At 38.2% G+C, this 12928-nt stretch carries 7 protein-coding genes; 3 read left to right on the top strand and 4 right to left on the bottom strand.

The window, feature by feature from the left end; translation table 11 throughout:
- Nucleotides 1-73: 73 nt before the first annotated feature.
- Nucleotides 74-910 carry a patatin-like phospholipase family protein gene (locus PAARA_RS02835; protein WP_062567567.1) on the bottom strand — a complete coding sequence of 279 codons (837 nt, stop codon included), beginning with the start codon at nt 908-910 and terminating at the stop codon, nt 74-76.
- Nucleotides 911-1345: 435 nt separating this feature from the next.
- Nucleotides 1346-1666: an Mpo1-like protein gene (locus PAARA_RS02830; protein WP_062567566.1), complete on the bottom strand. Its 321-nt coding sequence runs from the start codon at nt 1664-1666 to the stop codon at nt 1346-1348.
- Nucleotides 1667-1763: 97 nt separating this feature from the next.
- Between PAARA_RS02830 and PAARA_RS02825 the strand changes: the two genes are divergently transcribed.
- Nucleotides 1764-2726: an AraC family transcriptional regulator gene (locus PAARA_RS02825; RefSeq protein WP_062567565.1), complete on the top strand. Its 963-nt coding sequence runs from the start codon at nt 1764-1766 to the stop codon at nt 2724-2726.
- A 250-nt stretch (nt 2727-2976) separates the two neighbouring features.
- Here the strand turns inward: PAARA_RS02825 and PAARA_RS02820 are convergent, their stop codons facing one another.
- A complete protein-coding gene (locus PAARA_RS02820; RefSeq protein WP_062568142.1) occupies nt 2977-4422 on the bottom strand; it encodes a sensor domain-containing diguanylate cyclase in 1446 nt (481 codons plus the stop codon).
- A gap of 210 nt (nt 4423-4632) precedes the next feature.
- On the opposite strand from PAARA_RS02820, the gene PAARA_RS02815 reads away from it, so the two are divergent.
- Both PAARA_RS02815 and PAARA_RS02810 read left to right on the top strand, forming a co-directional pair.
- On the top strand, nt 4633-5526 hold the full coding sequence (locus PAARA_RS02815) for a cation diffusion facilitator family transporter (protein ID WP_062567564.1): 894 nt from the start codon (nt 4633-4635) through the stop codon (nt 5524-5526).
- Between the two features lie 62 nt (nt 5527-5588).
- Nucleotides 5589-8372 carry an ATP-binding protein gene (locus PAARA_RS02810; RefSeq protein ID WP_062567563.1) on the top strand — a complete coding sequence of 928 codons (2784 nt, stop codon included), beginning with the start codon at nt 5589-5591 and terminating at the stop codon, nt 8370-8372.
- Here the strand turns inward: PAARA_RS02810 and PAARA_RS02805 are convergent.
- The gene (locus PAARA_RS02805; protein ID WP_083515240.1) at nt 8350-12885 is read right to left on the bottom strand and encodes an EAL domain-containing protein; all 4536 of its coding nucleotides are present in this window, start codon (nt 12883-12885) and stop codon (nt 8350-8352) included. The genes PAARA_RS02810 and PAARA_RS02805 overlap by 23 nt on opposite strands.
- Nucleotides 12886-12928: the final 43 nt, after the last annotated feature.

The raw sequence follows: 12928 nt of genomic DNA, 5'->3' as shown, positions 1-12928 counted from the left end.
ATGGCTTAAGTGTAAGCTCAGCCTCGCAAAATATGACTAAGCTAGGTTAATTTGTATGGCTTTGATTTTATTTTTAAGCCGCTTGAGTTAAAAATTGTTGCCCTGCATCAATGCCCATATTGTATCCCGATGATAATTTGGCAAACGACTTGGTGGTGCGGCCGACAGCAAATGTAGGTGGCGGAGCAATAATATTAATATGGCAATCACTAGGTGGATTCATTATAAAATCAATGCTCTGATTGTAGTTTTCGGCACGATGTAACGTGGCCATAGCAAGCGCGGGGTTGTCTTTGTACAGGCGTTTTACAAGCCAAGGGGCTTTTGATGGTTTTTTCTTGTAGCCTAAAGGTTGAGAGAGAATAACCGTGATATCTTTATTACCCATCTCATAAGCTTTTCGAACGGGAATAGAGTCAGCAACACCGCCATCAGCAAGCTGTAGATTGTCAACTCTTGGGTATTGGCGATAAGCAATAGGCAAAGCACAGGATGCTTTTAATTGCTCTTCGAGGGACTGAGCATGACCTTTTAGGTATTCTGCTTTTCCAGTGTTTATGTTGGTGGCAACAATATAAAACTCAGCAGCTTGCTTCTCAAAGGTTTCTAAATCGAGACGAATATCTCGCATGGTTTCTTGCCATAGCCAATCTAAATCAAATAAATGGCCACCTTTAATAAAACGAACAAAATCAATGAACTCTGGACGGCATGAATAATCAGTAATAACGGCATGGTTACGTTTGTATTGAGCACATAAGTAAGCTGCAATATTTGTTGCTCCCGCCGATACACCATAACATTGTTTGAAAGGTTGATAGTGCGCTTCTAAAAAGGCATCAAGTACCCCTGTAGCAAAAATACCGCGCATAGCGCCGCCTTCTACAACCAGAGCTTTGTTAATTGTCATAATAGCTACCTTGCTTTCAAACTGTTTATACCCAAACCATAGCAAACACAGGCTAAAAACAAAATAGAGTTTTGGCTCTAGTTGTAAAAATTGTATTTACTTAAATACGCTAAAGCTAAATAGCTAAAAAACGTAAGCACTTAAATAAATAGATAAATATATTGAAAAAATAGATGTGGCTTTATTTATGTAAATGCACCCCAAATTAGGTGCATGAGTAGAGGCAGGTGATCAGTTTTAGCGTTTTCCCAAAATAGGAGTTTGTATATTCGGATGGGCATTAAACAAGGTACAAAACACATAGCCTGTTACGAACATAACTATGCTATATGTAGCGCTAGGAATAGCCATAACCCATCATTATTACTGGCGATTAATATGGCGAGCTTGCCATTATTGCTCTGATACTGTGTGTTTTATAGTCATAGTTACTTCCTAAAATGGGACCTTACGAACAATAATGTCTTTAAACATCACCCAGTCGCCAATAAAGCTATAAAAAGGGTGAGTAAATGTGGCGGGGCGGTTTTTTTCAAAAAAGAAGTGACCTACCCAAGCAAAACCGTAGCCGATTAGCGGGCAGAAAATGAGCCAACTGTATTGCTGTTGATAAAGTGCAGCAAACAAGATAGCCAACACAAACCAGCTGCCAATGAAGTGTAAGCGTCGACATACCTTATTTTTGTGTTCTTGTAAGTAGTAAGGGTAAAACTCTTTAAAGTTTGCGAACTCGCGTTTACTTGCGACGGTGCCCATATTGTTGTCTCCGTTGTTAATTACAGGTTAACAATAGGCTTTTGTTTTCTAACTTACTTGATATTATAGGCCATTAAATTGTTTGTTAGAGACACGTATGCGTACCTTATCAAGCTGGTGGCTACGCGCCATGGCTGAGTCATTCAAGTGGCAAGGTTTACCCATCAATGCGCTATTTTCACAAGCCCATATATCACTGAATGATCTAAGCAGCCAAACAGCTCGTTATCCGCAAGCTAGTGTAAGTACGCTTTGGAAGCAAGCTCAGGCGATGTTGCCTGATATTCATTTAGGCATATATGTTGGTAGTACTATGAATGTGCGAGCCATACCTGTGGTAGGGATGGCGATTATTCAGTCAACGCAATTACTCAGTGCCTTTCGGCTTATTTTACGCTATCAAAAGTTGATGGGTGATACGCATAATGTGTCGTTAATTGATCATGGTGCTGAGTATGAATTGCGCTTTAATTTCAGTGATGGTGAGCGTGATATGTCATTGTTAAGTTATGAGGCACCAATGGCGTTTTGTTTGAAAATAGCACGTACTGTAAAAGGAAAAAACTGGCATCCATCGCGTATTTGTTTACAGCGAAAAGAGCATCTTGCTGAAATAAATGAATATTTTAATTGCCCTGTCGAGTATGGAGTCAAAACTCACAGCTTATTTTTTTGTGAGCAAACCGATGCGCAGCCATTTATTGCGGGTCAAATCAAAGTTGCTACACAAAGTAATGTCAGTCATGTTTTGCGTATTTTACTTGAAGAGCATTTAACCCTAGGGGAGTTTGGCTGTAAAGATATGGCAAAGGCGCTCAATATGAGTGAAAAAACCTTGCAACGGCGTCTTGCTAAAGAAGGAACTAACTTCAGCCAAGAACTGGCGAACTTAAGACAACAAAGAAGCACCACACTTTTAGTTGAAACAGACTTATCACTCACTGAAATAGCGTTTTTATGTGGTTACTCAGAAGTGAGCGCATTTTATCATGCATTTAATCGTTGGTATGGCGTGTCACCAAAGACATACAGGCAAGAATTAAAACCAAATTCGCAGTGATATTTAATTGTTTTATGGGGTTAACCTTTCGCTATTTGCGTTAAAAAGTTCTCATTTTGGGTTGTATGGATGCATGAGATACAGCAATGTAGGAGCAATTGCGCAGCACAATTTAAAGAACGCAATCTTGCCTTGTTACCTACGAGCTTTGATTGCCTGAAAATAGCTCGCTTAATTAAGCGTATCGGTATAAAAAGAATAATAAGCAAACCAGTTTAAAGTGTAAAAAAATTTAAAACTCAAAGTTAAATTACTCAGCCATTTCTTCTATGCGGTTACGGCCATTTTGCTTTGCTCGGTAAAGTGCTTTGTCGGCCATAATAAGCGTATGATCAGCTACGTTGTGCGCGTTAGGTTGGCATGAGTAAATACCAAAGCTTAATGTTAGTAACGGGTTCACTTTAGAATTAGGGTGTTTAATTGCGAGTCGTTTAATCGCTAGCTGTAACTTTTGGCAGAATAAAAAGGCTTCTTGCTTATTAGTAGCGGGGAGAATAATAGCGAACTCTTCACCACCGTATCTGGCTGCTAAGTCTCCTGGACGCTGACAATTTTCTTCAAGGGTTTTAGCAACGTGCTTTAATGCTTGATCACCTTGTTGATGACCTAGCGTATCGTTATACAATTTAAATGAGTCAATATCACACAGGATTAAGCTTAATGAGAGTCTGCTGCGGGCACAGCGTTTTAATTCTTGTTGTAGGGTAGTATCGAGTTGTCGACGATTAGCAATTTCGGTCAGACTGTCTCTATGAGCTTGCTCATGCAACTCTTTATTTGCAGCAAGTAACAGCTTTTGTATCTTTTCAAGTTTATTTTTATATTGCATATTTTTTAATGCATTTGTGATCATGTCGCCGACGAGTTTTATTCTTAACAAATCTGTTTGAGACCATTGACGGGCTTTATTAACGCAGTCACAACCGATGAAGCCAAATAATGTTTTTTCGACGACTAAGCCAATACATATAACAGATTGAATTCCCTCGTTAGTGAACTCCATTTTCTCTGCGCTGGCTTCAGGGGGTAATTCAGCGGTGTTTGATGCGTTAAAAATATGCTGAGTGTGCATTTGCTGAAAAAAATAAGGTAAAGAATCTTTTGGGATATTCTGTAGGTGCTCTTTAAAGGGGGTAATACCGTCGTTTACCCACTCGTAGGTGTTACTCATCGATAATCCGTCATCACTAAATTCAAAAATGTAAGTACGATCAGCATGGCAATTTAAGCCTATTGTTTGCAGTGCCTTTTCTATTTGCTGACTCATATTTTCGTTTTGGATATCGATAAGTTCTGTTGAAATCTGAGAAATCAGCTCATCGAAGTCTTGGTTTTGGGCTTGGCTAGGTAATGTACGAGGTTCACACACAGTGATATAAAGGGAATCACAAAGTGTTGCAAATTTTAGGTCGAGCAGTTTGGCTGACTGAGTACGTTGGTTGGTTAGGGTTACAAACAAGGGATATTTGTTGTACGAACTTGGCAATAAGTCGGTAATCCCTAGTGATTCGCTACTTAGCGCGTTATTAAGTGCAAGATGAGTTAGGTTGAGTTCATCTGAGCTTAGTTGCTCTTCAATTGAGAATAGCGACTGTGCAGGTAAGTTAAAATAGAAACGATTGTGTTGCTGATCAAACATGATGATAGCTATCGGTAATGCTGCGAGAGTCTGCCATGTTTGCTCAATTGAACTCATTAAAAAACGACCTAAAACCAATACACGGTATAAGGTTACAATTTTTAACAAAATATTGATATAAAATTTTCTTTTCTCTCAATCAGAAAGCTAAAAACATGCGTAGCGTAAGAGATAAATAAGTTTTTAGTGCGTTTAGTGGCGTCACGTATTACAATTGAGACTGTATATCATTACTCTTTTTCCAGCGAATAGGTTTATCTCTTCTTCATGACAGATATTACGACTCACCAAGCATCTAGACGTCGCTTGCTAATTGCTTTAGCCATTACTTGCTCGTTTATGGTAATTCAGATCATTGGTGCGTATTTTTCAAACTCGTTAGCAGTGCTTGCTGATGCGGGGCATTTGTTTGTCCATAATAGTTCTTTATTTATCGCGTTAATAGCGTCGTCAATGGCGATACATTTTGCCAAAAACTTTAATGATGGTTATCAACGTGCAGAACTAACAGGCGGTTTAATCAATGGTATTCTGTACTTAAGTATTAGTTTGGTTATTTTATACGAAGGTGGTGAGCGATACCTACACCATAATGAAGGTAACCATCTCGAAATTAATAGCTATCTAATGTCTGTTATTTCAGCTATTGGCTTTTTATTTCATGGTGCCGCAGCTTGGGTCCTTTACAAAGGGCGCAAAGCGAGCATTAATGTATACGCGGTGTTTCTTCACTCGTTTTTTGATTTAATTTCAACGGTTTCAACTTTTTTTGCAGGAATTTTGATTTACCTTACTGGCTGGGCTGAAATCGATATTATTTCGAGCATGTTAATTGCCTCTTTCGTTTTATTCACGGGCGTTAAAGTAATAATACGTTGCATTAAAGGCCTAGTTGAAAATAATAGTAAACTGCCTAATGTGGCTGAGGTTGAAAAAAGCATAGCTTCAATTGAGCATGTTCAAAATGTGCATAATGTAACGGTTGTTCGTCAGGATAACACTGTCATTGTCGGCGCGCATGTCGTGTTAAAACAACACTGTACAGTAGAAAAGCATGATGAAGCGTGTCGCCTAAAAGTCGAAAAGCTTTTACTTTCGCGCTTTAAAGTTGCGAAAAGTGTCTTACAAATTGAAAGCCATGAATGCCACCCTATTAATTAAGGTGGCAAATTACCTTTTTTTCTTTTAATTTAAAGGTATCACTATAAGATAGGGTACCGCCTTTGCTAGTTCATAAACCGCCATATTTTAGCTTTTTTGCAGCTGTGTTGTTAGGAGCTGTTGCGGGTGTTACCAATCTACTTCCTATCTTTTTCTTAGATAGCTCCGAATTTTTGTTAGGACAATTTTTTGTCATCCTAAGTTTACTGTTATTTGGTTGGCGATTTGCGCTTATCACATTTGTGATAAGCACTGGCTTTATTTTTTATCGTTGGGGGCATGCATGGCCCTCAGTTGTATTTGCTCTTGAACTTATCTTTTTGCACGTTTTTTGTTTAAGTAAAGCCCGACCTGTGTTCCTGCGCGGTATGATATTTTGGTTTATAGTCGGCTTGCCCTTACTTTGGAGTTTTGGCCATTTCACATTGGGCTTGCCAATTTTGACTATTGCCATAGCCTTGGCAAAATACAGCCTCAATGCAGCGATTTACTTGTCTGTCATTGATTTATTGAGCTTCTTCTTTAGCCGTTACTCATGGTATAAATACTATTCTTCGTTATATAAAATACTCAATTATATAGTAACTTTACTCATTATTTTGGTCGTTATTTTAACGTCTATAGTATTAACCAATAATCACTATTCACGCATTGAGTATGAGATCAATTCTCAACTTTATGAAAAAGCACAAGAAATATCGCAGACCATAGATACTCACTTAGAGCACCATAAAAAAGGTGTTCTTTTAACTGCAAAAAGTATTGCTTTAGGCGCTCCTAAACAAGCAATGTTAGAGAACATGGCGCAGTTATATCCTGATTTTAGAACGCAAATCATTACAAATGCAGTTGCTGATGTGACTCATTTTTATCCTAAATCTTTAGCAATTAGCCTAGAGCAATCTAAGATCCAACCAAATGTTTCAGATAGAGACTACTTTATTAATGCTCCTAACCATAGGCTTGGGTATGTGTCTTCTATTTTTAAAGGACGTGGGTTTGGTGCGCTTCCTATCGTGGCTGTTTCTGCTCCTATCTATATTAAAGATACCTTTACAGGAATTGTTGAAGGCTCATTGATGTTTGATTACTTTTCAAAGTTACGACCTAGTTTATTCAGCCATCAAGGTGAGTTAGTCGTGTTAGATTCAATGAATAAAGTGGTTTACAGCTCCTTAGATGACTTTATTGAATTACAGGAAATTAAAGACAATGAGTTGAGCGGGTTTGCAGATGAGACTCGCTTTAAGGTGCTTAACCCTGATAGTGAGCAGCAGTTTTATGTTCGTCAAGCACGATCATCAGAGCACAACTGGGTGGTGTTGACTATGCTTAATCGCAAGTATGCTAACAATGTTGCAGTGCATGCTTGGGGGCAGTCAATTGTAATGATTGTATTTATTATCTTATTGACCAGTATTTTTATAACCCAGCTTAGCCGCTGGTTGGTTGCGCCTATTTCAAAGTTAGCTGAACAAATTGATAAATTTGAACCTGAGCAGGCAAATACAGATGCATATTTGCCTAATACTTGGCTTGAAGTAAGCAGGTTGCAATCACAGTTTGCTAATTTAGCTAATAAACTAACACTGAGCTTTAGCCGCCTACGTCAAGTAAACCATGAAAATGAGCACCTTAACAGCAAGCTTAAGGACTTTAATGCACAATTGGAACGCCAAGTTAGTGATAAAACAAATGAGTTGCTAGAGGCCGTTAAAACTGCAAATCATGCCAATAAAACAAAATCGCAATTTTTAGCCAATATGAGCCACGAGATAAGGACGCCGTTAAATGGTATTTTAGGCATGACGCAGTTGCTTCTTGATAATCAAACCTTACCAGAAAAAGAACGCGAAGAGCTGGCAATGGTGCATCAAAGTGCCAACAATTTATTATTGATACTTAACGATATTTTAGACTTTTCAAAAATTGAAGCTGGAGCACTAAAATTAGAATATCGTGCTGTAGAGGTGAAAAAGCTGTTATATAAGTTAGCGCAAGTGTTTAGTAATACGTGTGTGAAGCCTAACGTTTCGTTTGAACTTGATATATCAAAAGACATTCCCGATTACGTTAGCTTAGATCCGCTTCGCTTTAGCCAAGTTATTAATAATATTTTAAGTAATGCGGGTAAATTTACCGAATCCGGTGAAATTACTTTATCTAGTCATTACAAAAATGGCACGCTTGAAGTATGTATTCGTGACACGGGTATTGGTATTTCGCCAGACCAGCAAGCTATACTTTTCACTGAGTTTACTCAGGCTGATATTTCTACAACCCGAAAGTATGGCGGTACTGGGCTTGGTTTAGCGATTTCAAAGCGTATTATAGAGTTAATGAAAGGTGAGCTTAAACTTCAAAGTGAACAAGGTAAGGGCAGTGTGTTTACACTTTGTGTACCTGCTCAAATAAGTGAATCCACGCTTGTAGATAATCAATCTGTTCAGAAGCCAGAGCTAGCAGGTGTCAATGTACTGATAGTTGAGGATAATCCAGTTAATCAACTGGTACTCAATAAAATGATGAATGAAACTCAGTGTACAATTAAGCAAGCCAGTGATGGTGTAGAAGCACTTAAAGCCTTAGAGAGCTTTGTGGCTGACATTATTTTAATGGACTGTCAGATGCCAAATATGGATGGTTATCAGTGCACTCAAGCGATTAAATTAGCGCCAGAACGTTATGGGCGAGCTGTTATAATTGCGATTACCGCAAACGCTTTTGAAGATGATCAAAAGCGTTGCATTGAAGCAGGAATGGATGATTTTATTTCTAAGCCTATTAATAAAGATGAGCTATATAATTGTCTAAATAAGTGGTTTAAAGCGCGTTTAGACGGCTAATAATAGCTTGGATGGTAGACTCCTTGTTAAGCTCATCGATCAGCATGGGCTTAGCAAAATAATATCCTTGTAGATCTTCACAACCCATCTTCTCTAAGAACTTAATTTGTTCTGTGGTTTCGACACCTTCAGCAATACAATAAAGCCCTAAATTTGTCGATAGCGCATGAATGGTTTTGATGATTGACTCGTTACTTTTATCTTGGCCAATGTTACGCACAAAGCTTTGATCTATTTTTATAACATCGATAGGAAATTGGCTTAAATAGGTTAATGAAGAATAGCCTGTCCCGAAGTCATCCAGTAACAGTTTAAAACCCGCATTTTTTAATTTTTGTAACTGCTTTGATGCTTTTATTTTATCCTCAAGTAAGGTGCTCTCAGTGATCTCCAAGCGCAGCTGAATTGGTTTTACCAAATGATTATTCAGTATCATCAACAAACGCTCTGTAAGGTTTGACTTCAAAATATGCATCGGTGATAAATTTAACGACAAATAAAAGCGAGGGTTTGCCCGTAAAAGGGGCTTGAGCTCGATTAATGCGCGCTCAAGTGCTTGCTCTGTTAAGACATCAATTAAACCGATTTCTTCAGCGATAGGAATAAATTCGGCGGGGGAGACAAATCCTTGCTCGTTTTTCCAGCGCATTAATAGTTCAACACCGTTGATGGTTTTAGTCCTAGCATTAACAATCGGCTGATAGTTATTAAATAGCTCGTCATCTTTAAAAGCATCTTTTAGTGCGTTTTCGAGTAACAACTTTTTAGTGAGCTGGTTATTCATTTGCTCTGTGAAATATTTAAAGTTGTTACGGCCAGACTGTTTTGCATGCATCATTGCAATATCAGCGTTGCGAATTAAGTCATCCGCAGTTGTTGCATCAAATGGATACAGAGCAACCCCGATGCTGGCCGATATATTGATAGAAAAATCTTCAATAACCACTTTATTACCTAGTTCATCGGTGAGTGATTTAACTAAGGTACTTAAGCTTTGAGGCGAGTGTAAGTCTTGCACTAGCACTAAAAATTCATCACCACTTTGCCTGCCTATTATTGCATTGTCAGGTAAAATTAAACTCACTCTTCTGGTGATGTTGCACAGTAACTGATCGCCCACCGCATGACCAAAAGAGTCATTGACAGGTTTAAATTTATCTAGGTCGATAAACAACAGAGCGGCTAATTTATTCTCTTTGCTGGCATCATTAATACAGGTATTTATTTTAGAATGCATTAACGTACGATTAGGTAAGCCTGTTAAAGGGTCATAGTTAGCTAGGTATCTAAGCTCATCTTCGGCACGTTTTTGCTCTGTTAGATCTGATATTACGATGACGTAGTAATTAATTGTTTGCTGATCTTTTGCTACGGCTGTAACACTTATGTGTACTGGGTGAGCGGGACTTTTTAAGGTGCGGATAAATGCCTCTGTCTTCCAGTTTTGTTTGGGTTTGAGGGTTTTTAAAACAGTCAAAAACTCAACGTAGTGCGCTTTTCCTATCGCACCTAAGAAGTCTTTTAAGCTCAAGTCTGCAATGTTATTCGGTGTGGCAAAGGCTTCGCTGAAACTGGCATTAGCTGAAAAAGGCTTTAATTGATTATCTAAAATAAGTAGCCAATCATTTATTTGACCGAAGGCTTCCCCAAGCACGGCGGCTTGCTGTGCATTTGCTTTTTGCTCAGTAATATTGCTATATATTCCTGATATTTTCAGCGGTGTATTATTTTCATCCGCTGCAACGACACGGCCAAGATCTTGATACCATAACCATTGACCTGCTTTGTGTCTTAGACGGTAGGTTACATTCCACTGTTGTTGATTGAGCTGTTTAGAAAAAGAGTCCCATTGATTGATGAATAAGCGTCGATCATGAGGGTGAATCAGGTTTAAAAATTCAGTGAGTTTAATTGTATCCTCGTATTCTTTATAACCTAATTCAGCCGCTATACGGTTATGGTGTATAGTCATATTTTTAAGGTTAGCTTCCCATACACCACTGTTATTACTACTTAGTGCAAGCTCAGTTTGTTGCTGGGATTTTACGATCTCATCATGCGCTTTTCGGATCGTTTGCTGACGAGCACGATACTGCCAAAAAATAATAAATAAAATAGCCAAAACAATCACTGTGTAGCAAGCGATTGCAAACGGAGAGGACCACATTGCATATGCCACGTTGAACCTTAACTGGCGGGTTGCAGTGTCAGCTTTAGTGAGCTCTGAAGTAGATGAAACCGACAACACATAATCACCAGGAGGAAGCTTTGTAAAAAGTACCTTATTAGTCGTTAGTTTGTCGTATTGTAATGACGTAGGGCCTTCTAAAGTCACTTTATATCGTGTGGTGTCTTTATTTAATGTGTCAAAGTTAGAAAAAGTGACCTCTAAGCCTATATCATCTGCGGTGAGTTGCAGCGCATTATCAGCGTATTTATAGGGGTGATAGTTAAGCTCTCTTGATAAGAGTGAAACACTGGTAATTTCAGTTGCGTTTTTCTGCGTACTGACTGGCGAAGAAAGAAAATCTTCTGGCGAGACAAGTAAGACGCCACGGGTTGAACCAAATGCTATTTGCCCATTAGCGAGTGTTGTATCTGCATCTATATTAAACTCGTTAACGGATAGACCGTCTCGTATAAAATAGCGATCTAACGTAAATGAGCTCAAATCTAAACGATATAAACCGTTTTGAGAGCTAAACCATAAAAACCCAAAACGATCTATTTGAAGCCCAAAAACTGATTTAGCCTGTAAGCCAGATGCTTGCCCAAAACGATGCTTAACTTCATAGGTTTCAGCGTCTAAGCCTATTAAACCTTCATGTGATGAAGCTAGCCATAACATATTATTGTGATCGATGACCCAGTCATCTATTAGAAAGAAAGCTAAAGGGTTATAGTTTTCTACTTTATATATTAGCGTTAACTTTTGGGTGGATTCATTGTAACGATAGAGCTTACCCGACAGGTTAAGCACATACTCATCAGGATAATTGGGGAAAGGCTTTAAAAATGAATTTGCATTGATTATATCTACTTGCTCTTTAAGCCCTTTAATGACATTTAATTCGCCAGTTTTACCGTTATAAGTGTAAAACTCGTCATTCGTTATAAAGGCAAATTGGTCAGGTTTTATAACGTGAAAACCCCAACTAGGTTCTGTAGATAAAAATGCCTTTGTTTTTTCACTGCCGTTAATGGGTATTGTTTTGCCTGTTTTTTTGTCAAACAGCGTCAATCCAACATACTTCATCAGCCATAGGTAACGGTTATTATCATCTAGTTGTGCTTTGCTAATACCATAAATACCATGCTCACCATGAAATGCTTTTTCATCATTGTTAACTAAGTACGCAGTAGTTTTTTTAGTTAACTGGTTGTATTTCATTAAGCCGTTATCGGTACCAATCCAAAGGGTATTATTGTCATCTTGGATAATTGACCAAATGTTATTGTCGTAATAACTTTGTTCATTCTTCAACTGGATATGTTTAAAGCGCTTGGCCAAAGTAGACCAAGTGAATACCCCTTGCGAACGTGACGCAAGCCAAAGCAGACCCGTTTTATCAACCATGACATCTGGTATAGTGTTATCGGTCATGTTGAATTTGCTTTGGTCGAAACGTAAAACAAATTCAGCGTCTAGTGTTTGTCGATTAAATTCAAATAAGCCTTTTTCGGTCACTATATATTCACCAAAAGGGCTGTCGGTATAATCCCATATATTGAGCTTTGGAATGAGTAACCTAGCTTTGTCAAATTCAAGTAACTCTTTGTTGTTAAAAGGGATGTTATACATTCCTTCCACCGTTCCGACGAGAAGTCCTAGCTGTTTATCGATATGCAAAAATTTAACGTTTTTGTTGTCATCGTTGATGGTTTTTTGACTTGCCAATGGAATATACGAAATATGCTCATCAGCGAGATTCTTAGAAAACAGCCCATTTGAGGTACCTATAAATAGAGAGTTTTCATAGAGTTTCAGAGAGCGAACAAAATGTTCCTCTTTATTTATCGAGAATTCATGTAAAAACTTTTTTGATTGCTTGTGGTAGGAGTAAACGTGTTGGTTTATAGCGAAAAAGTAATCGTTATCACTTTCATCGAAAGCCAATATTGGTGAGAAAAAATTATCTTCAGGGTTTAGTTTTCCTGAATAGATTTTTTCAACATGCAAAGATTTTGGGTCAATTAAAAAAGCCCCTGAAAACTCGGTACTTACAAATAGTTTTCCATTGTTAGTCTTTGCCATGAAGGCAATTTGTCGCTGATCGAGTATGTGCTCTCCTGAAAATGGAGATACCTGGTAACCGTCATAACGATTTAAACCTAGGTAAGTACCAATCCATATAAAACCGAGATCATCTTGAACAACTTTAGTAACAGAGCCTTGAGTTAAGCCTTCATCTGTTGAAAGTCGCTGAATTTGCAAAGCATAATTTTGCGCATTCGCAACGTTAGGGAATACTAATAGAGTAAAAATGAAAATTAGGAGAAAGTGTTTAGGCACCGAATGTTGAACCCTAAATGATTATTTGCACAAAACTTTTAGT

This window comes from Pseudoalteromonas arabiensis, from assembly GCF_001550155.1.
Lineage (GTDB): Bacteria > Pseudomonadota > Gammaproteobacteria > Enterobacterales > Alteromonadaceae > Pseudoalteromonas > Pseudoalteromonas arabiensis.
The sequence above is the reverse complement of the archived record's forward strand: the minus strand, read 5'-3'. Positions and strand labels throughout refer to the sequence as shown.

Bases quoted from the DNA above. Each gene is read 5' to 3' on its own strand.
- PAARA_RS02835 (WP_062567567.1), bottom strand. From the start codon at position 910: ATGACAATTAACAAAGCTCTGGTTGTAGAAGGCGGCGCTATGCGCGGT.
- PAARA_RS02830 (WP_062567566.1), bottom strand. From the start codon at position 1,666: ATGGGCACCGTCGCAAGTAAACGCGAGTTCGCAAACTTTAAAGAGTTT.
- PAARA_RS02825 (WP_062567565.1), top strand. From the start codon at position 1,764: ATGCGTACCTTATCAAGCTGGTGGCTACGCGCCATGGCTGAGTCATTC.
- PAARA_RS02820 (WP_062568142.1), bottom strand. From the start codon at position 4,422: ATGAGTTCAATTGAGCAAACATGGCAGACTCTCGCAGCATTACCGATA.
- PAARA_RS02815 (WP_062567564.1), top strand. From the start codon at position 4,633: ATGACAGATATTACGACTCACCAAGCATCTAGACGTCGCTTGCTAATT.